The organism is Luteimonas sp. 3794, from assembly GCF_031456825.1.
In the GTDB taxonomy this organism is placed as follows: domain Bacteria; phylum Pseudomonadota; class Gammaproteobacteria; order Xanthomonadales; family Xanthomonadaceae; genus Luteimonas.
This window is the reverse complement of record NZ_JAVDVJ010000016.1, coordinates 45,558-67,855: the sequence shown is the minus strand read 5'-3', so window position 1 is coordinate 67,855 and position 22,298 is coordinate 45,558. Positions and strand designations below refer to the sequence as shown.

At 67.0% G+C, this 22,298-nt stretch carries 21 protein-coding genes; 13 read left to right on the top strand and 8 right to left on the bottom strand.

Going from position 1 to position 22,298, the window contains the following annotated elements; translation table 11 throughout:
- Positions 1-13 precede the first annotated feature (13 nt).
- From J2X52_RS16080 to J2X52_RS16070, 3 genes are read left to right on the top strand one after another with little or no spacing between them, the layout of a single operon-like run.
- Positions 14-298: a DUF1778 domain-containing protein gene (locus J2X52_RS16080; protein ID WP_310155667.1), complete on the top strand. Its 285-nt coding sequence runs from the start codon at positions 14-16 to the stop codon at positions 296-298.
- A gap of 1 nt (position 299) precedes the next feature.
- Positions 300-599 (top strand): type II toxin-antitoxin system RelE/ParE family toxin, encoded by a 300-nt coding sequence (locus J2X52_RS16075; protein WP_310155664.1) that lies wholly within the window; start codon positions 300-302, stop codon positions 597-599.
- A complete protein-coding gene (locus J2X52_RS16070; RefSeq protein WP_310155661.1) occupies positions 583-2,934 on the top strand; it encodes a DEAD/DEAH box helicase family protein in 2,352 nt (783 codons plus the stop codon). Before J2X52_RS16075 ends, J2X52_RS16070 begins: the two co-directional genes overlap by 17 nt.
- Positions 2,935-3,030: 96 nt before the next feature.
- Here J2X52_RS16070 and J2X52_RS16065 read toward each other — a convergent pair whose 3' ends face one another.
- Together J2X52_RS16065 and J2X52_RS16060 are read right to left on the bottom strand one after the other, a co-directional pair.
- Positions 3,031-3,840 carry a formate/nitrite transporter family protein gene (locus tag J2X52_RS16065; RefSeq protein ID WP_310155658.1) on the bottom strand — a complete coding sequence of 270 codons (810 nt, stop codon included), beginning with the start codon at positions 3,838-3,840 and terminating at the stop codon, positions 3,031-3,033.
- A gap of 106 nt (positions 3,841-3,946) precedes the next feature.
- Positions 3,947-4,819: an AraC family transcriptional regulator gene (locus tag J2X52_RS16060; RefSeq protein ID WP_310155654.1), complete on the bottom strand. Its 873-nt coding sequence runs from the start codon at positions 4,817-4,819 to the stop codon at positions 3,947-3,949.
- Positions 4,820-4,961: 142 nt separating this feature from the next.
- Between J2X52_RS16060 and J2X52_RS16055 the strand changes: the two genes are divergently transcribed.
- The 3 genes from J2X52_RS16055 (at position 4,962) to J2X52_RS16045 (ending at position 8,081) form a co-directional block, all read left to right on the top strand.
- Positions 4,962-5,717 carry an SDR family oxidoreductase gene (locus tag J2X52_RS16055; RefSeq protein ID WP_310155652.1) on the top strand — a complete coding sequence of 252 codons (756 nt, stop codon included), beginning with the start codon at positions 4,962-4,964 and terminating at the stop codon, positions 5,715-5,717.
- 502 nt (positions 5,718-6,219) lie between these two features.
- Positions 6,220-6,660 carry a DUF2231 domain-containing protein gene (locus J2X52_RS16050; protein WP_310155649.1) on the top strand — a complete coding sequence of 147 codons (441 nt, stop codon included), beginning with the start codon at positions 6,220-6,222 and terminating at the stop codon, positions 6,658-6,660.
- Complete coding sequence (locus J2X52_RS16045; RefSeq protein WP_310155647.1) at positions 6,657-8,081, top strand: sorbosone dehydrogenase family protein; 1,425 nt, start codon at positions 6,657-6,659, stop codon at positions 8,079-8,081. The genes J2X52_RS16050 and J2X52_RS16045 overlap by 4 nt, the downstream gene beginning before the upstream one ends.
- Positions 8,082-8,379: 298 nt before the next feature.
- Here the strand turns inward: J2X52_RS16045 and J2X52_RS16040 are convergent, their stop codons facing one another.
- Entirely contained in the window at positions 8,380-8,784 is a 405-nt protein-coding gene (locus tag J2X52_RS16040) for a RidA family protein (protein WP_310155646.1), read from the bottom strand.
- Between the two features lie 137 nt (positions 8,785-8,921).
- Here J2X52_RS16040 and J2X52_RS16035 point away from each other — a divergent pair, with 137 nt between their 5' ends.
- The 6 genes from J2X52_RS16035 to J2X52_RS16010 all read left to right on the top strand — a co-directional run bounded on the left by J2X52_RS16035 (position 8,922) and on the right by J2X52_RS16010 (position 14,171).
- The gene (locus tag J2X52_RS16035; protein ID WP_310155643.1) at positions 8,922-9,851 is read left to right on the top strand and encodes a LysR substrate-binding domain-containing protein; all 930 of its coding nucleotides are present in this window, start codon (positions 8,922-8,924) and stop codon (positions 9,849-9,851) included.
- Between the two features lie 76 nt (positions 9,852-9,927).
- A complete protein-coding gene (locus J2X52_RS16030; RefSeq protein ID WP_310155639.1) occupies positions 9,928-11,625 on the top strand; it encodes an FAD-dependent oxidoreductase in 1,698 nt (565 codons plus the stop codon).
- 155 nt (positions 11,626-11,780) lie between these two features.
- Entirely contained in the window at positions 11,781-11,942 is a 162-nt protein-coding gene (locus tag J2X52_RS16025) for a hypothetical protein (protein WP_310155715.1), read from the top strand.
- Positions 11,943-12,105: 163 nt separating this feature from the next.
- Positions 12,106-12,873 carry a histidine phosphatase family protein gene (locus J2X52_RS16020; protein WP_310155636.1) on the top strand — a complete coding sequence of 256 codons (768 nt, stop codon included), beginning with the start codon at positions 12,106-12,108 and terminating at the stop codon, positions 12,871-12,873.
- Positions 12,870-13,781: an NAD(P)H-hydrate dehydratase gene (locus J2X52_RS16015; RefSeq protein WP_310155633.1), complete on the top strand. Its 912-nt coding sequence runs from the start codon at positions 12,870-12,872 to the stop codon at positions 13,779-13,781. The genes J2X52_RS16020 and J2X52_RS16015 overlap by 4 nt, the downstream gene beginning before the upstream one ends.
- An 81-nt stretch (positions 13,782-13,862) precedes the next feature.
- The gene (locus J2X52_RS16010; RefSeq protein WP_310155630.1) at positions 13,863-14,171 is read left to right on the top strand and encodes a hypothetical protein; all 309 of its coding nucleotides are present in this window, start codon (positions 13,863-13,865) and stop codon (positions 14,169-14,171) included.
- A gap of 183 nt (positions 14,172-14,354) precedes the next feature.
- Here J2X52_RS16010 and paoC read toward each other — a convergent pair whose 3' ends face one another.
- The 4 genes from paoC to J2X52_RS15990 all read right to left on the bottom strand — a co-directional run bounded on the left by paoC (position 14,355) and on the right by J2X52_RS15990 (position 19,353).
- A complete protein-coding gene (gene paoC, locus J2X52_RS16005) occupies positions 14,355-16,556 on the bottom strand; it encodes an aldehyde oxidoreductase molybdenum-binding subunit PaoC (RefSeq protein WP_310155627.1) in 2,202 nt (733 codons plus the stop codon).
- Positions 16,553-17,512, bottom strand: coding sequence for a xanthine dehydrogenase family protein subunit M (locus J2X52_RS16000; protein ID WP_310155624.1), 960 nt, complete (start codon positions 17,510-17,512; stop codon positions 16,553-16,555). The genes paoC and J2X52_RS16000 overlap by 4 nt, the downstream gene beginning before the upstream one ends.
- Complete coding sequence (gene paoA / locus J2X52_RS15995; RefSeq protein WP_310155621.1) at positions 17,509-18,156, bottom strand: aldehyde dehydrogenase iron-sulfur subunit PaoA; 648 nt, start codon at positions 18,154-18,156, stop codon at positions 17,509-17,511. Before paoA ends, J2X52_RS16000 begins: the two co-directional genes overlap by 4 nt.
- A gap of 201 nt (positions 18,157-18,357) precedes the next feature.
- Positions 18,358-19,353 (bottom strand): XdhC family protein, encoded by a 996-nt coding sequence (locus tag J2X52_RS15990; RefSeq protein ID WP_310155618.1) that lies wholly within the window; start codon positions 19,351-19,353, stop codon positions 18,358-18,360.
- A 449-nt stretch (positions 19,354-19,802) separates the two neighbouring features.
- Between J2X52_RS15990 and J2X52_RS15985 the strand changes: the two genes are divergently transcribed.
- Entirely contained in the window at positions 19,803-21,575 is a 1,773-nt protein-coding gene (locus J2X52_RS15985; RefSeq protein WP_310155708.1) for a DUF885 family protein, read from the top strand.
- 136 nt (positions 21,576-21,711) lie between these two features.
- Here J2X52_RS15985 and J2X52_RS15980 read toward each other — a convergent pair whose 3' ends face one another.
- The gene (locus J2X52_RS15980; protein WP_310155615.1) at positions 21,712-22,170 is read right to left on the bottom strand and encodes a hemerythrin domain-containing protein; all 459 of its coding nucleotides are present in this window, start codon (positions 22,168-22,170) and stop codon (positions 21,712-21,714) included.
- Positions 22,171-22,298: the final 128 nt, after the last annotated feature.

Genomic DNA, 22,298 nt, shown 5'->3' with positions numbered 1-22,298 from the left:
TTAGGAGTTCTGGATGAGTACCACCACAATTCGTCTATCTGATGAACTCAAGGCGCGCATTGCGAAGGTGGCGGAGGCAGCCGGCACCACCTCGCACAACTTTATCCTGGAAGCCATCGCCGAGAAGGCGGAACTGGCCGAGCGGCGCGCCGACTTCCACGGCCAGGCCGATCAGCGCTGGGCCGATTTTCTCGAAACCGGCGAGAGCATTCCGTGGGAAGAGGCACGCACCTATTTCAGGGCGCGCATAGCAGGCAAGCCTACGAAACGGCCAGTGGCGCGCAAGCTGGAAGGCTGAGGTGACGCAGATACGGCTTGTACCCGACGCGCTTGAGGATCTGGAGCGGATCGCGACGTATTTACGTCAGCACGAGATCGAGGATGCGGAAGAAAGAGCCGAAGAGATCGTTAGCGCGCTCGACGTACTCGCAGGGAATCCACGCATCGGCCGACCAGTCCTGAGAGGCAGGCGCGAACTGGTGATAGGCCGACATTCGCACGGCTACGTGGCGCTTTACCGCTATGTGGATGTGACCGACACGGTGATCGTGTTGGCGATCCGCGCACAACGCGAGGCGGGCTATGAACGCGACGCATGAAACCGAGGCCGATACGCGCGCCAACCGCATCGACCCGATGCTGCGCGATGCCGGCTGGGGCGTGGTGGAGGGCGCCCATGTCCATCGCGAACTGATCTGCCCGGGTCGCATTCTCGGCGGGGGACAGCGCGGCACCTCGCTGTCGGCGGATTACGTATTGAGCTATCGCGGACGCAAGCTGGCGGTCATTGAGGCCAAGAAGGCTGGGCTGACCCACACCGCCGGCGTCGGCCAGGCCAAGGACTATGCCGGGCGACTGCAGGCGCGCTTTGCTTACGCCACCAACGGCATCGGCTGGTATGGCATCGACATGCACACCGGTGCAGAGGGCGATATCGCGCTGCCGTTCCCCACGCCCGAGCAGTTGTGGCTGCGCTGCTTCCCCGATGGCAACGACTGGCGCGAGCGCTTCGGCGCGGTGCCGTTCGAGACGGGCGGTGGCAAGTGGCAACCGCGTTACTACCAGCACAACGCCATTACGGCCGTGCTGGACGCCATCGCCAACGAGCGCGACCGCATCCTGCTGACGCTGGCCACCGGCACCGGCAAGACCTCGGTGGCGTTCCAGATCGCGTGGAAGCTGTTCCACTCGAGGTGGAACCTGAGTCGTGATCCGGTGCGCCGCCCGCGGATCCTGTTCCTGGCCGACCGCAACATTCTTGCCGACCAGGCGTTCAATGCGTTCAGCGCGTTTCCACCGGATGCGCTGTGCCGGATCCGACCGGAAGAGATCCGCAAGAAGGGCGGAATCCCACGCAACGCCAGCGTGTTCTTCACCATCTTCCAGACCTTCATGACCGGCGGCGGCCCGGAGAGCGAATCCGCGAACGCGCAGTTCACCTTCGAGGGCTACGAGCCGGACTTCTTCGATTTCATCGTCATCGACGAGTGCCATCGCGGCGGTGCGCGCGACGAGAGCACCTGGCGCGCGATCCTCGAGTACTTCAAGCCCGCGGTGCAACTGGGTCTGACGGCAACGCCCAAGCGCGACGTCAACGGCGACACCTATGCCTACTTCGGAGAACCGGTCTATACGTACGCACTCAAGGAAGGCATCGGCGATGGCTTCCTGACGCCGTTCAAGGTGCGGCAGATGGCCTCGACGCTGGACGAGTACACGTACTCCGAAGGCGATGTGGTGCTGGCAGGGGAGATCGACCGCGACAGGACCTACACCGAGTCCGATTTCAATACGCGCCTGGTGATCGACCAGCGCGAGCGCAGCCGGGTGCAGGAATTCATGGACCAGATCGACCAGCGCCAGAAGACGCTGGTGTTCTGCGCCACCCAGGAGCACGCGGCGCAGGTGCGCAACTTCATCAATCAGGTGAAGGACAATCCAGACCCGCACTACTGCGAGCGCGTGACGGCCGATGATGGCGAACTGGGCGAGCGCCACCTGCGCGAGTTCCAGGACAACGAAAAGACCCTGCCCACGATACTTACGACCTCGCAAAAGCTGTCTACCGGCGTCGACGCGCTGAACGTGCGCAACATCGTTTTGCTGCGACCGATCAAATCGATGATCGAGTTCAAGCAGATCATCGGTCGGGGCACGCGCACGTTCGAGGGCAAGGACTACTTCACGATCTACGATTTCGTGAAGGCTTACGCGCACTTCAGCGATCCGGCTTGGGATGGCGAGCCGCTGCCACCCGAAGCACCCGGTGAGCCGCGCAAGCCGCAAGGCGGCGATGACACCGGACTTCCGCCGGGGACGACCGGGGGCAGCATCGGCGAACCGCCGCCGCCACAGCCACCGGAGCGCATTGTCGTGCGGCTCGCCGACGGCAAGGAGCGGAGCATCCGCTACATCGGCGCAACGACCTACTGGCATGAGGGGCGACAGATCACGGCGCAGGAGTTCATGGCGCAGCTGTTCGGAGATCTTGGCGCGCTGGTCACCGACGAGGACGAATTGCGTGCGATCTGGAGTGATCCCGACAGGCGCGAGGCCTTCATCCAGCGCTTGGCAGACCTCGGTTACGACAGTGATCGCCTGGATGACATGCGCCGGCTGATCGATGCGCCTCAAAGCGACATCTTTGATGTGCTGGCGTATGTTCGTTTCACACTGGTGCCGATGGCCCGATCCGAACGCGTGCAGTCCGCGAAAGCCAATGGACTGGATGGATACGAGCGCGAAATGCGGTCATTCCTCGAGTTCGTGTTGGACAAGTTCCAGTACGAAGGCATCCGCGAGCTGGCGTCGGGCAGGATTGCCGATTTCCTGCGTATCCGCTACGGCGGCGTCAACGACGCGAAGCGATTGTTGGGCGATGTGGATGGCATCCGTCGTGCATTCGTCGACATCCAGCATCAGCTTTTCAAGTGAGGTGATGCGGCGGTCGGGATTCCAGGCTCGCCTCGCAGCCGCGGCGGATGAGCGGCACGAGGGCGACGGCGTGCAATCAACACCTCGAACTGAAACTCAGGTTTTGCGCAGATAGATCGCCCAGTACGCCAGGCCGAGCCCGCTACCGCCGATGATGTTGCCCAGCGTCGACCACGCCAGATTGGCGCCTGCGGCGCCCCACGACAGACCAGCTGGCAGTTCAGCACCTGTCCCCGTCTGCGCCAGTAATCCCAGCGGCAGCAGCGACATGTTCGCGATCGAATGTTCCAGCCCCAGGGCAACGAAGGCTGCAACGGGCGGCACGATCACGGCGACCTTGTCGACGGCGGATTTCGCGCCCGCGGCCATCCATACGGCTACGCACACCAGCAGATTGGCGAGGATGCCGCTGGCGACGATGCTGCCGGCGGATTTGGACGCCTTTTCGGCGGCGAGTTCGATCGCGGACGTGGCGAAAGCGCCGTCGCCTGCGAGATGCAGGCCAACGGCGATGGCGAGCAGCACGAGCAGCAGGGCGCCGATCAAGTTGGCAATCCAGACAAGACCCCACGCGCGCAGCAGTTGGCCGGGGCCGATGCGTCGTTGCGCCAGTGGCAGCGTCATCAGGGTATTGCCGGTGAACAGTTCGGCGCCCGCCAGCAACACGAGGATCAGGCCGAGCGCGAAGCCGATGCCGGCGACGATCTGGGTCAAACCGTACGGAAGGTCGCTGGCGCCTGCGCCGATCAATACGGCGACGAGACTGCCGAAGCCGATGTAGGCACCGGCCAGCATGCCGAGGCCGATCGTTTTGCCGACCGGCGACGTGGCTTTTTCAACGCAGGTGTCGGAGATCGCGCTCGCGATGTCCTCGGGCGGGGCGACGGCGGGCGAGGTGTCGGCCATGTGGACGCATCCGTTCGGTAGAGCGTCCAGCTATACCGAGGTGGCGGTGAAGCAGGCGGCTACGCCGCGGATTTGATCTGGTGATGTTGTGATGCGCAGCATCGCGTCAGGCGATGGCGGCGCGCGCATCCGCCACCGGGGTGCGCCCGAACATGCGTCCGTATTCGCGGGTGAACTGCGGCACGCTTTCGTAGCCCACTGCATAGGCGGCGCTGCTCGCAGCGACGCCCTGCGCCTGCATCAGCCGGCGCGCTTCGATCAGGCGCAAGCGCTTCTGGAACTGGAGTGGCGACAGCGATGTGATCGACTTGAAGTGGCGATGGAAGGCCGAGGCGCTCATGCCGGCTTCGGTGGCGAGCGCGTCGACGGGCAACGGGCGCGTGTAGTCGCGGCGAAGCAGTTTCACTGCGCGGGCGATGCGCTGCACGTGGCCGTCGGGCCAGCCGAGTCGGCGAATCGCATGTCCGTGGCGGCCGGCGAGCAACCAGTAATGCAGCTCGCGGACGCGCTGGGCCTGCAGCACGGGCCGAGCGTCGGGCTGCTCGAGCAATTGCAGGAGGCGAAGTGCGGCGTCGGAGACTTCGGGTTCGGTGGGATGCACGCGCACCGGGCCGGAATCGTCCGCGGGCGGTGGGCCCATCTGCGCGATGAGATCGGTGATGACGGCCGGGTCGAGTTCCAGCACCAGCGAGTAGTAGGGCGCGGCGGCGCTGGCACGGGTGATCTGGCTGACGGTGGGAATGTCGGCGCTGACCAACAGCGAATGGCCGGCCGCGAACTCGAAGGCGCGGGTGCCGAAGGTGACGCGCTTGCCCCCCTGTTGCACCAGACACAGCAGCGGGCGCTGCACGTCATGCATGAGCTCGCTGGGCGCAAGCGCGCGCACGGCCATCAGCCCGGGAATCGACGAGGGTGCCAGGCCATAGGCGCCGGCATGGGCATCGGCGTGGCGGCGGACAGCTTCGAGCAACGAGGACATGCGGGAATCGTAGCGTTCGCGCGGGCGGGGCGGGCAGGGCGTGGCAGGAATGGGCAAGGGTCGCGGAGGTTCCGGCAACGCGGCAGGCAGAGTGGCGGCCAATCTGTGCGTCCACCTTCCACCCGTCCAAAAGGAGTTCTCAATGTCCCGGATCACACTCGTTACCGGCGCCAGCCGTGGGCTCGGCCGCAACACCGCACTAGCCGTCGCCCGCGCTGGCGGGGATGTCGTGCTGACGTACCGCGGCAATGCCGAAGAAGCTCAAGCGGTCGTTGCCGAGATCGAGGCGCTGGGCCGCAAGGCGGTCACGCTGCAGCTCGACACCGCCGATGTCGACGTGTTTCCGGTGTTCGTCGAGCGGTTGCGCGCGACTCTGCGCGAGACCTGGCAGCGCGACACCTTCGATCATCTGGTCAACAACGCCGGCCACGGCGACACCGCGCCGATCGCCGGGACCACCGTCGCCCAGTTCGACCGGCTGGTGGACGTGCACTTCAAGGGCGTGTTCTTTCTGACCCAAGCGTTGCTGCCGCTGATCAACGATGGCGGACGCATCGTCAACATCTCGACCGGGCTCACGCGCTTCGCCTATCCCGGCTATGCGGCATACGCCGCGACCAAGGCGGCGGTGGAAACGCTGAGTGTCTACATGGCCAAGGAATTCGGTGCGCGCGGCATCGCGGTGAATACGGTGGCGCCGGGCGCGATCGAGACCGACTTCGGCGGCGGCGCCGTGCGCGACAACCCGCAGATCAATGCGCACCTGGCGGGTATCACTGCATTGGGCCGCGTCGGCGTGGCGGACGATATCGGGCCGATGATCGCCTCGCTGCTGGGAGATGCGAATCGCTGGGTCAATGCGCAGCGGATCGAAGTATCGGGCGGGCAGGCGATCTGAGGGCGCTTGAGGGGCTGCGCCCGGGTTGAGGATTGCCGCGAGGGCGACCCTCACCCCAACCCCTCTCCCAGCGGGAGAGGGACTCTCGAACCAGGTCTGAAATCCATGCACCGGCTTCTCTGGATCGTCGATCAAGCCGAGGGGAGCAGGCCGCTTCCAGCCCTTCTCCTCCTGGAAGAAAGGTTGGAATGAGGGCGGCTCTTGGCCTCGGCGCAGCGCAGGGTTGCAAGAAGCCAGATCGCCCGGTGATGGGAGGTGCATCCTGGAATGGTTGGTTGTCGCGAGTCTTCAACCCGAATCGCGCAACGCCCGCTACCGGAAGGACTTCTGATTCCGCGCGCCGGCCCGCGAATGGGGCACGCGTTTTCAGGAGGCAATTCAACGCTCGGGGGCATCTCGACCCGGCGCATTCACTACACCTTGCGCTCCGATGCAGGAAGGTTGCGGGTGCACCACGCCGTCGACTGGCGCGCCTGGTCCCTTGTCTACAACGAGACTTCCGATGGATAACCACCCCGTAATCGTGACGCAGCCGTACCGGCCGCTGCACCCGTTGCACCTGTTGCTCGCCGGCAGTGCATTCCCGTTGTTTTTGGGCGCGCTGATCGCCGACATCGCCTATGCGCGGTCGTATGAGATCCAGTGGACCAACTTCGCGTCCTGGCTGCTGGTCGGCGCGCTGGTGTTCGCGGTGATCGCGCTGGTTTGGGCGCTGGTGTCGCTGCTCACGCCGACAGCGCGCACCCGCACACGCTTCATCTACGTGGGCCTGCTGGCGCTGACCTGCGTACTCGGCTTCGTCAACTCGCTGATCCACGCCATGGACGCCTGGCAGAAGATGCCGCAGGCGTTGGTGTGGTCGGTACTGTGCGTGGCGTCGATCGGGGCGAGTCTATGGTTCGCGCTGGGCGGTACCCTGCGTCGCCGGGAGGTGCTGCCATGAACCGTCTGCATGCGAAGCGTTCGAAATCCGCGCTGCTGACGCGCGCGCTGGTGCCTGCACTCGCATTGGCGCTCGTCGCCTGCGGCGGGACGCCGGATGAGACCTACACGGGTCCGTCGCCGGATCTGCCCAAGCCGCAACGCGGTCTGTTCCCGACGCTGAAGATCTCGCTGCCGGCCGAGTGGGGCGATCAGCTGCCCACGGTGCCCGAGGGCTACGAGATTGCGCCGATCGCCGACAACCTGCTGATTCCCCGGCAGATGCTGGTGTTGCCCAATGGCGACATCCTGGTGGCAGAAGGCCGTGGCGGCCGCGCGCCCAAGCTCACGCCCAAGGACATCATCGCCGGCTTCATCAAGTCCCGCGGCAATACCCAGGTCGAGAGTGGCAACCGGCTGACCCTGCTGCGCGATACCGATGGCGACGGCGTCTACGAGAACCGTTCGATCTTCGCTGACAACCTCGATGCGCCCTACGGACTGGCATTCGGCAATGACTCGATCTACGTGGCCACGCAGGATGCGCTGCTGCGTTTCGCCTACACCGAAGGCGCGGTCAATGCCGGCGCTGCGCCGCAGGAGATCACGAAGCTGCCGTCGGCGATCAACCACCACTGGACTAAAGCGCTGACGATCAGCTCCGACGGACGCTACCTCTTCGTTGGCATCGGCTCGGACAGCAACATCACCGAGCGTGGGCTGGCGGTGGAGGAAAACCGTGCGATGGTCTGGCAGGTGGATGCGCAGACCGGTTTTCACCGCGTGTTCGCCACCGGCCTGCGTAATCCCACCGCCTTGGCGATGCAGCCGGGGATGGACCAGCTGTGGGCTGTTGTCAACGAGCGTGACGAGATCGGCGACGAGCTGGTGCCCGATTACCTGACCAGCGTGCGGCCAGGCGGGTTCTACGGCTGGCCCTATAGCTACTGGGGTCGGAACGTCGACGAGCGCGTGCGTCCGCAAAAGCCGGAGAAGGTGGCGTCTGCAATCACGCCGGACTTCGCGCTGGGCTCGCACGTGGCGGCGCTCGGCGTCGCGTTCTCGACGCCGGCGATGGGTGCGCAGTTCGCCAACGGCGTGTTCGTCGGCCAGCACGGCAGCTGGAACCGCAATCCGCCGGTCGGCTACAAGGTCTCGTTCGTGCCCTTCCGTGACGGCAAGCCGTCGGGCGAGATGGTCGACTTCGCGACGGGCTTCCTCGGCGAAGACGGCAAGGCCCGTGGTCGCCCGGTTGGCGTGACGGTCGATCCACGGGGTGCATTGCTGGTGGCGGACGATCTGGCCAACACCATCTGGCGGATCACGCCGACGGGTGGCGCACCGGGCGCGCCTGCTGCACCGGCCACGCCGGCGACGACCGAGACTGCGCCCGCACCTGCGGCAGCGCCGGCTCCGTCGGGAGCGACGCCGCCTGCGGGTTGAGTGCGTTCGTCATGCCGTGAATGACAAAGGGCCCGAAAGGGCCCTTTGTTTTGCGGACTTCAATGCGCAACAGGAAGGCACGCCATGCTTGCGCGTCATCCCGGCGAAGGCCGGGCTCCAGTGCCTCTGCACGCGTCGAACGACGAGCAGAATCTTCAAGGCGATTTTGCATCTGCAAGCGCAATCATTGGATGACCAGCGCCACGCGGCTGTCGTGAAGCACGTCCGGCTTGTTCCGGGATGACCGCGCGGCTGGTGCGTTGTCTGCCCGAGTTGTGCGCGCGGCGTACCACCTCGATCAGCCAGCAGCACGTTCCGGCAGCTTCGCCACCACCTTGATCTCGAAATCGAAGCCGGCCAGCCACGTCACGCCGACCACCGTCGCGGTCGGAAACGGCGCCTCGCCCCAGTACTCGGGCACGATGTTCCAGGCGCGCTCGAAGCGGTGTGCCGGGTCGACGATGAAGAACGTCACGTCGACCACGTCGTCGAACGTGGCGCCTGCTGCGGCCAGCACGGCGTTGAGGTTGTCGAACGCGCGGCGCACCTGCTGGTCGAAGTCCGGCTCGGGCGAGCCGTCCTCGCGGCTGCCGACCTGCCCGGAGACGAACAGCAGGCCATTCGAGCGGACGGCAGGCGAGTAGCGGTGCTTGTCGTACAGCGCGTGGCGGCCGGCGGGGAAGACGACGTCACGTGTGACCATGAAACTCTCCAGTGGGGCGAGCAGCCCCGGATGTCTGCGATGGATCCAGTCTGCGGACTCGTCCCCACGCGATAAACATGCAGCGCTGCCCATCACTGTTCGTAGAATCCAGACAATCTTTCGCACTTGGACCGCCGATGGACCGTTTCGATGCGATGCAGGCGTTCGCGCGCGTGGTGGAGGCGGGCAGCTTCACCAAGGCGGCCGAGACACTGCACATGAGCCGGACCACGGTCACGCAGCTGATCCAGCAGCTGGAGGCGCGTTTGCGGGTGCGGCTGCTCAACCGCACGACGCGGCAAGTCAACGTGACCGCCGACGGCGCGGCGTACTACGAACGCGTGGTGCGTCTGCTGGCCGACATGGACGATGCCGAGACCAGCCTGTCGAACGCGTCCGCTGCGCCGCGTGGACGGCTGCGCGTGGATGTGCCCAGTCCGTTTGCGCGGATGATCCTGGCGCCGGCGCTGCCGGACTTCCACAGACGCTATCCCGACATCCAGCTCGATCTGGGTGTCAGCGACCGGCGCGTTGACCTGATCGGCGAACACGTGGATTGCGTGGTGCGCGGCGGCACCATCACCGACCAGTCCCTGGTCGCCCGGCACGTCGGTGATCTGCAGCTCGGCGTGCACGCTGCGCCCGCGTATCTGCAGCGCATGGGCGCGCCGGCGCATCCGCGTGAGCTGGAAGACTCGCAGCACCGCATCGTCGGGTTTCTGTGGGCGCGCACCGGCAAGCCCCTGCCGTACGCAATGCGCCGCGGCGAGGAACGCGTGCAGGCGCAAGGCCGGTACGTGGTGGCACTGGACGACGGCAACGCCTACCTTGCCGCCGGACTCGCCGGCATGGGCGTGCTGTGGCTGCCCACCTACATGGCCAAGGCGCATGTAGCGAGCGGCGAACTGGTGACGTTGTTCGAGGAATGGACGCTCGATCCGATGCCGATGCATGTGGCGTTTCCGCCCAACCGGCACGTCAGCGCGAAACTGCGGGTGTTCATCGACTGGATCGTCGAATTGATGGACACACACGCGCCGGTGATCCGACCCCCGCCCGGTCAGTGATGCGCTGACGCTGGTGAGCGGCGCGCGGCTGGCGGCACATGCATGATACGGGCGTCTCCCCAGCCCCCCCGTGCCCATGGCCCTCGTCGACGATCGCCGCCACCAGATGTTCCCGGTCCTGGATGCCGCCCAGGTGGCGACCGCGCGGCTATTCGCCAGCGGCCCACCGCGGACCTGTGCGGCGGGAGACTTGCTGTTCGAAGTCGGGGATCGCGACGCGCCGGTGTGGCTGGTGCTCGAAGGCGCGATCGACGTGGTGCGTCGTGACGGCCTGGGGCACGAGGCACCGATCACCACGCAAGGGGCGGGCCAGTTCACTGGCGAAGTGAGCCAGCTCGCCGGGCGCGCGTCCCTGGCGGCTGGACGCGCGTCGGCAGGTGGCTGCACCGCGGTGCCGATCGACGCGGCGCACCTGCGCGCACTGGTCGTGGGCGCGGCGGAACTGGGCGAGATCGTAATGCGCGCATTGATCCTGCGTCGCGTCGGCCTGATCGAGGGCGATGCCGCAGGTTCGGTATTGGTCGGGCTGCCGGGTGATTCACACGTCAACGACCTGCAGAGCTTCCTCACCCGCAACGGATATCCGAACACGCTGGTCGATGCCGACGGGGACGAAGGCCGCGAGATCGTCGAGCGGCTCGGCATCGCGCCGACCGATCTGCCGCTGATGATTTGCCCCAATGGCAGCGTGCTCAAGCGTCCCGGCAACGCGGAGGCCGCGCGCTGTCTGGGGATGACGCCGGAGCTCGACCCCGATGCGCTGCATGACGTGGCGATCGTCGGCGCCGGGCCTGCCGGTCTGGCGGCCGCCGTCTACGCCGCGTCGGAGGGACTGTCGGTGATCGTGCTCGACCAGCGTGCGATCGGCGGACAGGCCGGCGCGTCGTCGCGGATCGAGAACTATCTCGGGTTTCCGACCGGCATTTCCGGCCAGGCGCTGGCCGGCCGGGCCTATAACCAGGCCCTGAAGTTCGGCGCCGAACTGGCCATCCCGCTCGAGGTCGACCGGCTGGCCTGTGCCCACGACGGTGCGCGTGCGCCACTGGCGCTGCACCTGACCTCCGGCGAGCGCGTGCGCGCGCGTACCGTTGTCATCGCGTCAGGCGCGCGTTATCGACGCCCGGACATCGGCAACCTGGCGCTGTTCGAAGGCGCCGGGGTGTCGTACTGGGCATCACCGGTGGAAGCGCGACTGTGCGCGGGCGAAGAAGTCGCGCTGGTCGGTGGCGGCAATTCGGCGGGGCAGGCGGTGGTCTACCTCGCACCGAAGGTGAAGACCCTGCATCTGGTCGTGCGCGGAGACGGGCTGGAAGCGTCGATGTCGCGTTATCTGATCGACCGCATTGAGGCGCTGCCGAACGTCGTGCTGCACACGCGCACCGAGCTGGTGGCACTGGAGGGCGATGTCGACCGTGGCTTGGTCGGCGCGCGCTATCGCGATCGGGATTCTGGACAGACGCACCGCTGCGATCTGCGTCACGTGTTCCTGTTTATCGGCGCCGATCCCAATACCGCGTGGCTATCGGGATGCGTCGCGCTGGATCATGCCGGCTTCGTGACCACCGGCGTCGACGGCGCGGCGCCCGGAGGTGCGACCTCGCTGCAGACCGATCGGCCGGGCGTATTCGCAATCGGCGACGTCCGCGCCGGTTCGGTCAAGCGGGTGGCCGCCGCCGTGGGCGAGGGCGCGGCCGTGGTCGCGCAGATCCACCAGTACCTGGCCGCGGCCGAGGATGTCGCTGGTTCCAACGGGCAGGCGCACGCGACCGGGTGACGGCTGCCCGCGTCGCGACAGGCCCGCGTCGCACGAGGTGCGCGCGGCCGTCACGGCATGCAACGGATTTGAGGCCGTCATTGCGCGAGGCCGCATGCGCCGGCGTCTTCACGGCACGCGTCGTAGCGTCGAGGCCTTCCATCCAGGAGCGCACAATGAAACCGCATGACGAAAGCCGCGAACCCGACGCAGTGCCAGGCAAGACAACCGCGGCGGATCCCGATGCCGGTCTCGACCGCGAAGTCGGCGATCTTGAAGACGAAGACGACGAAGACGCCTTGCCCGGCCGTGCGGGTGGCGGGCTGGCGGGTGGCTGACGTACATCGCTGCGCATGTATGGCCCGCCGGTTCGCGCGTTCTTGACGAGCGGCCGGCGACCCTCGGTGCGACGCACTGTGGAGGCTCCGCATGATCGAATCATTGTCCAACGGCGTGACGTCCTGTCTGCTGGTTCCAGCTTCGCGCGGGACATGCTGAGCGATGGCCCGTCTTCGACATTCCGATTGGCCCGACCGCCTATGGGTCGTGCGCCACGGCCAGAGCGCGGGCAATGTCGCCCGTGACGCCGCGGAACTTGCGCAAACGCATCTGATCGACCTCGACACCCGTGATGCAGACACGCCGCTGTCGGCGCTCGGCCACCAGCAGTCGCGAGCGCTGGCGGCGTGGTTCGCGGCGCTCCCGCCCGAAGAACGCCCGAACGTGCTGCTGACATCCCCGTTCCTACGTGCGCAGCAGACCATCCACGCGGTCGCCGATGCGCTGCAAATAGAACGGGCGGAGATCAGCGTCGACGAACGCCTGCGCGAAAAGGAATTCGGGGTGCTCGACCGGTATACGGTCTCCGGCATCAAGGCGACATTCCCCGAGCTCGCCGCGCAACGCGCATCGGTGGGCAAGTTCTATTTCAGGCCACCCGGCGGCGAGAGCTGGTGCGACGTGATTCTGCGCCTGCGCAGTGTGACCGAAGTGCTGCGCCGCGATCATGTCGGCGACCGCGTGCTGATCGTCGCGCACCAGGTCATCGTGAACTGTTTCCGCTATCTGCTCGAATGCATGGACGAAGCGCAGATTCTCGGCATCGATCAGGAGGCCGACGTGCCCAACTGTTCGATCACCGCCTATGCACTTGACCGCCAGCAGCCCGATGCCCGGTTCGAGCTGGAGGTCGCGAATCTCGCCTTGCCGCTGCAGGCGGAAGGTATGCCGGTCACATGCGAGGCCGACCGGCCTGCCGGTGCGCGATGAGCGCGGCGCGCCCAACGGTGCGCCGTCGTCCTGTTGCAAGCGACCAGCCGCGTCGTATCGATGCAGCCTTGCTCAAACGATGGCCCTTGCCCGATCCGCGCAGCTGCGGCAGCAAGGAGGACCGTGGGCGTGTGCTGGTGATCGGGGGCAGCGTCGAGGTGCCCGGTGCGCTGTTGCTGGCGGGCGTCGCGTCGTTGCGTGCCGGCGCGGGCAAGCTGCAGATGGCGACCGTCGGGACGGCGGCGCTGCCGCTGGCAATCGAGGTGCCCGAGGCGAAGGTGATCGGCCTCGCCGGTGATGCCCATGGCGCGATCCGTGCGCTGGGCCGGAGCGGCCTGCAAGCGGTGCGTCACGCGGGCGCGGTGCTCGTGGGCCCCGGCATGGACCCGACGGCTGCCACGCGGCGCATCGTCGCGGGTGTGATCGATGCCGCGCCAGGCACCGTGGTGCTCGACGCCGGCGCGCTGGAGATCGCCGCGATGCGGTCCGCGGCGCGCAGGCGCAACCCTGTGTCCCTGGTGCTCACGCCCCACGCCGGCGAGATGGCCGCAATGCTCGATACCGACGAAGCGGCGATCGCCGAAGCGCCTGCGCGAATCGCGCGTGCGTGCGCACAACGCTGGGGCGTTGTGCTGGCGCTCAAGGGTGCGACCACGTATATCGCCGCACCCGATGGCCGCATGTGGGTCAACACGGTCGGCAGCGTCGGCCTCGGTACGTCGGGGTCGGGCGATGTCCTTGCTGGCCTTATTGCAGGCCTCGCCGCTCGCGGCGCTTCCCCGGAACAGGCGGCTGTGTGGGGCGTGCATCTGCATGCGAAAGCCGGCGCGCGCCTGTCGCGGCGCAGTGGCCTTGTGGGCTTTCTCGCCCGCGAGATCAGCGGCGAAGTTCCGGGGCTGATGCGGTGATCCGGGACGCATCCGTGCTGTGCGCCCAGGATTTCAGTTTGGGCGCTGCAGGTAGGCAGCCACCGTGAGGTGTCGACGACGATGCATCTGATCCAGCTGTTACTGCCGGTTTACGACAACGCGGGACGCAAGCTCGACCGCGGTCTGTTCGACGAGGTCCGCGAAGCACTCGTCGCGCAGTTCGGCGGTGCGACTGCGTTCGCGCGCGCGCCCGCGCTCGGCGACTGGGCGGACGGAGACGGCGATGTGCAGCGCGACGATGTGGTGCTGGTCGAGGTCATGGCGAAAACACTCGATCGCGCATGGTGGGCGCGCTACCGCGAAACGCTTGAACACCGCTTCCAGCAGGAGACAGTATTGATCCGTGCGACCCGCGTGGAGGTTCTGTAACCACGGGCAATGCGCGTGCGCCCGGCGTCGTGGACATGCGTACGCCACGCGATGCCGCACGCAGATCGCGCAGGCTGGCCGCGTCCACACGGGCACCAGTTTGTTGCCGCCCCCCGAATGCAGAGCAGCCCGCCCTCCAGGGAGGACGGGCTGTCCCGTTCACGACGACGTCGCGTGATGCCGCTAGGCCACGTCGGGGAGACCGGCGAGCAGCTTTTCCAGCGTGATCGGATACTCGCGTACCCGCACGCCGGTCGCGTTGTGGATCGCATTGGCGATCGCCGCCGGCACGCCGCACAGGCCCAGCTCACCCACGCCCTTGGCCTTCATCGGCGAGCTGTCGGCGTCGGCCTCGTCCAGGAACACGACGTCCTGTTCCGGGATGTCCGCATGCACCGGAACTTCGTAGCCGGCGAGGTCGTGATTGACGAAGAATCCGATGGTGGTATCCACCGCCAGTTCCTCGCTGAGTGCAGCGCCGACGCCCATCGTCATCGCACCGATCATCTGGCTGCGCGCCTGCTTCGGATTCAGGATGCGGCCGGCCGCGGCCACAGAGAGCATGCGACGCACGCGTGTTTCGCCGGTGTGCACATCGACGCCGACTTCGGCGAAATGCGCAGCGAACGTGCCGAGCGCCTTCTGCTTGTCCAGATCGCCGAACTCGATCGCGTCTTCGACCACGATCTGTCCGTCGCCTGCAGCATCGGCGAGTGAGACCGACTTGCCGCCGGCACTGACCTTGCCGTCGGCGAATTCGGCCGTCGCGGGATCGAGCTCGAGCCTCGTCGCGACCACCTCGCGCAGCTTCATGCAGGCGGCATAGACGCCGGCGGTCGCGCTGTTCGCGCCCCATTGGCCACCGGAGCCGGCAGATGCCGGGAAATCGGAATCGCCGAGCCTCACCTCGATCGCTTCGATCGGCAGGCCCAGCGTCTCGGCCGCGGTCTGCGCGATGATCGTGTAGCTGCCGGTGCCGATGTCGGTCATGTCGGTTTCGACGGTGACGCGGCCATCGCCATCGAGGCGTACGCGCGCTCCTGACTTCATCACCGGCGCGCCGCGGAAGCCGGCCGCCATGCCCATGCCCACGAGCCAGCGGCCGTCACGCACGCTGCCATTGGCTCGGCGCGACGCCCAGCCGAACTTCTCGGCGCCCTGGCGCAGGCACTCGACGAGCTGTCGCTGCGAGAACGGACGCTCGGGCTTTTCGGGATCCACCTGGGTGTCGTTGCGGATGCGGAACTCGACCGGATCCATGCCGAGCTTGTCGGCGATCTCGTCGATCGCGATTTCCAGCGCCATCATGCCGGGCGTCTCGCCAGGCGCGCGCATCGCGTTGCCTTCCGGCAGGTCGAGCGTGGCGAGGCGCATCTTGCTCATGCGGTGTTCGCCCGCGTAGAGCAGACGCGTCTGCTGCACGGCGACTTCGGGGCCGCCGCCTTCCAGATCGCCGGACCAACTCTCATGCCCCATCGCGGTGATCCGGCCATCCTTGTTCGCGCCGATACGGATGCGCTGCAGCGTGGCAGGGCGGTGCGTCGTGTTGTTGGCGATCAGCGGGCGCTGCAGCGCGACCTTGACCGCGCGCTTGGCGGCCTTGGCACCCAATGCTGCGAGCACGGCATCGGCGCGCACGAAGAGCTTGCCGCCGAAGCCGCCGCCGATGTAGGGCGACACCAGACGCACCTTGTCCGGCGCGATGCCGAGGGTACGGGCGACGTCGCCCTTGCCCCAGGCGATCATCTGGTTCGATGTCCAGATCGTGACCTTGTCGCCATCCCATTTGGCGAGCGAGGCCATCGGCTCCATCATCGCGTGCGACTGGTCGGGCGTGGTGTAGGTCTCGTCGAGCGTGACTTCGGCGGATGCGAACGCGGCATCGAAATCGCCGACGGCGGTATCGGCAGGCGTATCGCCGCCCTGCGGCTTCACCGCGTTGTCTTTTTCGGTTTCCAGCGAGAAGCGGCCACGGCTGCGGGTGTACGCCACGCGCACCAGCGATGCTGCAGCGCGGGCCTGCTCGAAGGTGTCGGCGACGACCAGCGCGATGGCCTGGTGGTAGTGCTGGATCTCGGGGCCACCGAGCAGCTTCGCGGTGTTCATGCGGCCCTGGCCGAGCTTGCCGGCGTTCTGCGCGGTGACGACCGCGAGGACGCCCGGCGCGCGTTCCGCGGCGCTGGTGTCGATCGAGGCGATGCGGCCCTTCGCGATGCCGGCGCCGATGACGTGGCCGTAGGCGGCGCGTTCGGTGACCTCGTGCCATTCGTAGGCGTAACGCGCGGTGCCGGTGACCTTGTGCGGACCGTCGATGCGGTCGAGCGGCTGGCCGACGACGCGCATCGCATCGATCGGGTTCTGGCCTGCGGGCGTGTCGAACTTCATGACGTGGCCTCCTGTGCTTCGGCCAGGGCCGCAGCGATCGTGCGCTCGGCGAGCATCAGCTTGAACGTGTTGTCTTCCGTCGGCGTGGCGCCTTCGAACAGACGCGCCGCGACCGCCTTTGCACCACGCGGCAGTTCGGCATCGGCTGCATCGCTGTGCCAGGGCTTGTGGGCGACACCGCCGACGACGACGCGTCCGCTGCCGTCGCGCTGGATGATGGCGGCGACCGACACCAATGCGAACGCGTACGAGGCGCGATCGCGGACCTTGCGATAGATCTGGCGGCCACCGACCGGCGGCGGAAGTACGACCGCGGTGATCAGTTCGCCGGCTTCGAGCACCGTCTCGCGCTGCGGCATGTTGCCGGGCGCGAGATAGAAATCATCGAGTGCGATGCGACGCGTCTGGCCGTCGGGCTTGACGGTTTCGACCACCGCATCGAGTGCGCGCATGGCGACCGCCATGTCGCCGGGGTGGGTGGCGATGCAATCGGCGCTGCCGCCGATGACCGCGAGCTGCCGGCTGTAGCCTTCGATCGCGCCGCAGCCGCTGCCCGGCAGGCGTTTGTTGCAGGCCTGGTCGGTGTCGTAGAAATAGGGACAACGCGTGCGTTGCAGCAGGTTGCCGGCCGTCGTCGCCCGGTTGCGCAACTGGCCGGAGGCGCCAGCGAGCAGGGCGCGCGACAGCAGTGGGTAATCCTTGCGCACGCGACGGTCGGCGGCAAGATCGGTGTTGCGCACGAGTGCGCCGATCCGCAGACCACCCTCGTCGCTTGCTTCGATCTTGTCGAGCGACAGCCCGTTGACGTCGACCAGATGCGTCGGCGTTTCGATCTCAAGCTTCATCAGGTCGAGCAGGTTCGTGCCACCGGCGATGAACTTCGCGCCGGGATTGCGCGCCGCGGCTGCGGCGGCTGCCGCGGGCGATTCCGCGCGTTCGAATTCGAAGGCCTTCATGCGCGTGCTCCCGACGTGCCGGCCACGTCTTCGATCGCATCGAGGATGTTGGCGTAGGCGCCGCAGCGGCACAGGTTGCCGCTCATGCGCTCGCGGATCTCGTCACCGCTGATCGCAGGGCGGGCGGTGAGATCGGCGGTGACGTGGCTCGGAATGCCGTCGCGGATCTCACCCAGCACTGCAACCGCCGAGCAGATCTGACCCGGCGTGCAGTAGCCGCACTGAAAGCCGTCGTGCTTGACGAACGCCGCCTGCATCGGATGCAGCTTGTCGGGCGTGCCGAGGCCCTCGATGGTCGTGACCTTCGCACCGGCATTCATCACCGCCAGGCTCAGACAAGTGTTGATGCGGCGGCCATCGACGATCGCCGTACAGGCGCCGCACTGGCCGTGATCGCACCCCTTCTTGGTACCGGTGAGGTGCAGTTCCTCGCGCAGGAAGTCGAGCAGCGTGGTGCGCGTGTCGACATCGCGTTCGACGCGCTCGCCGTTGACCTCGATGGAAAGGCGCTGGCGGACCGGCGGGCGCAATGGCGTGGGCGTGGTCGCGGCGTTGGCGGCTTGCGCGACGGCGGGCATGGCGACTGCTGCGCCGGCCGACGCGGCGCCGGCCTTCAACAGTTCCCGACGGGTGAGGGGAGACATGGACATTCCTCTGGCTGGCTCGATGGGCTGGCGGGATGTGGGCGGATGCACGTGGACAGGCGCCGATAAAGCATGCGGGCGCGCATGTTGTGGTGCAGTCAATGAATGCGGGTGCTGTTGTGTAGGCGCGCGCTTGCGCGCGAATCTGCAAGTAGTGACAACAGCATCGCGCGCAAGCGCGCGCCTACACACAGACGCATTTCAACGGTGGCGGGTGCCGCGCCACTGCTGCAGTTGGGTGGCGATGCTCAATGCGATGGCTTCTGGGCCACGCCCGCATTGCGGAATGCCGACCGGTGAATGCAGGCGGTCCGACAGGGCGTCACGCTCGGACGCGCGCAGCAGCTTGAACAGGTCGTCGCGGCGGCGCTCGGGGCCGAGCAGGCCGATAAAGGGAATCCGCGAACCGGCCAGCGCTGCCAGTGCGTCGCGGTCGGATTCGAAGCCGTGGTGCATGACCAGCGCGACGTCGGCATGGGGATGGGCGGCCACCGCGTCGCCCGGGTGCAGGTCCTGCAGGTCGGCGCCCGGCGCGGCTGCATCGCGCCAACGCGCACGACGCTCGGCGAGCGTCACGCGCCAGCCCAGCGATTGCAGCAGCGGCACCAGGGTCGGGGTTTCCGGCCCAGCGCCGAGGATCAGTGCCTCGGGCGCGCGATGCAGGGTCAGCGTCCACGCCTTCGAAGCCACGTGCGGTGCCTCGCCGACCGGCAACGTCCACGACCACGCACTACCGTCCAGACGAACAGCGAGGCGACCGTCGCGCGCGAGGGTGATCTTCAGCGCCTGACCGCCCGCGAGCCAGGCCGAGATCGCCTCCGCCACGTCATGCAACGCGGCCAGCGGCAGCAGCGCGAGCACCTGCCGACCGCGGCAGCCCACCGCGCTGCCCGAGAACAGGGCGGCGTCATCGGTGGTGTCGATCTCCAGCCATTCGATGCGAGCGGCATCGCCGGCAATCGAGGCGACGCGTTCGATCTCCGGTTCCAGACAGCCGCCACTGATCCACCCGACATGCGCGCCATCGCCGAACAGCGCGAGCGCGCCGGGCGATGCATAGGTCGAACCTTCGGTTTCGACGACGAGCGCGAGCACCGGTGCGCGCCCCGCGGACAGCGCATCGCATGCGGCCTGCAGCACGGCGCCGGGATTGCCTTCGGCGAAGCGCGCGGCGGCGGGAGAAGGGAGCTGTGCCATCAGCGGGTGTCAAGGGCGGTGGTGATGTTCGCCAGGCGCAGGGGCGTGACTGGCGTGGGGCTGGCCATTGAAGATTCCGGACGGTTCGGTGAAAGAGTGTGTGGTGGCTCGTGAGTGCTGTGTGGAATGACTGGGCGGCCGGTGTGGGTGATGCATAGGCGCTCGCCCTCACCCCAACCCCTCTCACAAGGGGAGAGGGGCTCAGCTTTTGCAATCGGGCCGTTTGCAGGGAACGACGAACACTCGGTGTCGAGCCCCTCTCCCCTTGTGAGAGGGGTTGGGGTGAGGGCAGCTCTTCGCATCGCATCCAACACATCCCGCACAGCCCATCCCATGCACGCCAAAGCCATTCCCGGCATGCTTGCAGGATCGCCCGCGTCTCTCCCCGGGCTGGTACGACCACCACCGCTTTCCAGGAGTCGCTGATGTCCTTCGCCGCGCGTCGCCATATGACGCTGTCCCGCCTCGTGCTGTCCGTGTCGCTCGCGCTCGGCATCGCATCCCCCTTGCTCGCCCAGGAATCGCCCGCGCCGGTGCTTGCGCCGCCGGCGAATGCCGCCGAGACCGCGCTGCGCGATCTCTACACCCGCGAGTGGGAGTGGCGGCAGGCCGAGTTCGTACGCGAGAAGGTCGACGGGCGCTGGCAAAGCAGTGACAAGCTGCCGTCTGTGACGCCTGAAGCCTGGGCGCGGCGCGCGGAATACTGGAAGGCGGCGCTCGACGCGCTCGACGCCATCCCGCTCGACCAGCTGGGCCGCGAGGAGCGCATCAACGCTGCGGTGTTCCGCACCTCGATCGAGGCCAGCGAGGCCAGCGCACGTTGGCACACCTTTGAAGCGCCGTTCAACAGTGACAGCTTCTTCTGGGGTGGCATCAATCCGCGCCAGCCGTTCCAGACCGAGGCCGACTGGCGCCGCTTCATCGGCCGCCTGTCCGATGTGCCGCGTTACTTCGACGAGCAGATCGCCAACATGGAGACAGGCCTCGAACGTGGCTGGAGCGTGCCGCGCGCGACGCTGGAAGGCCGCGACAAGACGCTCGAGTCCTATGTGCTGACCGGTGAGACGAATCCGCTGCTGGTCACCTTCGATCGAATTCCCAACACGATTCCCGAACCCGTGCGCACGCAGTTGCGCGAGGCAGGTCGGCGCGTCGTGCTGGAACAGACGATTCCCGCCTACGCGAAGCTGCTGACCTTCATTCGCAGCGAGTACCTGCCGCGCACGCGCACGACCATCGCCGCCAGTGATCTGCCTGACGGCCGCGCGTTCTACCAGACCCAGATCCGCGAGTACGTCACCCGCGAGATGACCGCGCGCGAGATCCACGATTTCGGTCTGGCCGAGGTCGAACGCATCACCGCGGAGATGCGCGACGTGATGGGCCGCGCCGGCTTCGAAGGCGACCTGCCGGCCTTCATCGACTACCTGCGCACCGACCCGAAGTTTTACGCGAAGACCCCGCGCGAACTGCTGGGCGAGGCCTCACTGATCGCCAAGAAGATCGACGGCCAGCTGCAGTACGTGGTCGGCACGCTGCCGCGCTATCGCTTTACGATCCTGCCGGTGGCCGACGACATCGCCCCGATCTACACCTCGGGCCGCGGCGGCCTGGAGGCGTGTTTCTTCAACACCTACGACCTGCCGTCGCGCCCCCTGTACAACCTGCCGGCGCTGGTGCTGCACGAGTGCGCGCCCGGCCACAGCTTCCAGGCCGCGCTGGCGCTTGAAGCGCCGGCGCGACCGGACTTCCGCCAGCAGACCTACTTCTCCGGCTACGGCGAAGGCTGGGGCCTGTACACCGAGTGGCTCGGCACGCGCATGGGCATCTACGAAACACCATACGAGGAGTTCGGCCGGCTGACGTTCGAAATGTGGCGTGCTGCAAGACTGGTCATCGACACCGGCCTGCACGAATACGGCTGGACGCGGGACCAGGCGATCGACTACCTCGCCAGCCACACCGCGCTCGCGCGCCACGATGTGGTCACCGAGATCGACCGCTACATCTCCTGGCCGGGCCAGGCGCTGTCGTACTACATCGGCTACAGGACCATTCTCGACCTGCGCGCCGAAGCCGAACGCGAACTCGGCCCGGCGTTCGACCAGCGCCCCTTCCACGACACCATCCTCAATCTAGGCTCGGTGCCGCTGCCGGTGCTCGAAGAAGAAGTGCGGCGATTCATCGCCGAGCAGAAGGCGGCGGGCGGGGCGCAGGACTGACGTTCTGCCTAGCCAGGCATCGACGTCTCGACAAGAACGCGTCGGTTCTCGCGATACGCGGTGCAGTGCATTCCCAGCGCGCCGCGTGTCGTCGAGCGCGCCGGCGTGACAAGAGGCCCTGTTGAGGGCGTAGAGATCACGCCTCGCGCAGTTTCTTCTCCATGCGCGCGTGGTCGCGGCGATAGCGCTGCGCCGCTCGGGTCTTCTGGGCGTTGGTCAGCAGCTTGCCCGAAACCTGGAAGAACTTGCGCTCTTCCTCGCGCAGGTGGTGGTGCACCTTCTCCGACAGCTGCTTCGCTTTCGCCATCCACGCCGCGCCGGCGTGGTCGCGGGTCTGCAGGTCCTCGACGAGTTCGTCCATCTCGTGGTGTTCGTGCAGTGCGTGGCGCGATGCGTCGAGGCCGGCGTCGTGCATCAGGATCGGCGCGTAGAGGAAGCGCTCTTCGGCGGCAGCATGCGCGGCGAGCTCGATGCGAAGGTCGGTAAACAGTTCGACGCGGCGCGCCGTATGCGGTGGCGCGCGCAGCAGCTTGCGGCACAGCGAGCGCTGCCGTTCGTGGCTTTCGCGCAGGGCGTCGTAGATGGTTTCGGGCATTGCGAACTCCGGGGCAGGCGGCTTGCGCGCACGTTAGGCCGTGGCGGGTGGAGTCCCTGTACACAGTTCTACGCGGCACCCCTGCGCTTGAGCGGGCAGCGGGCAACCCCGAGAATCACGACATCGGT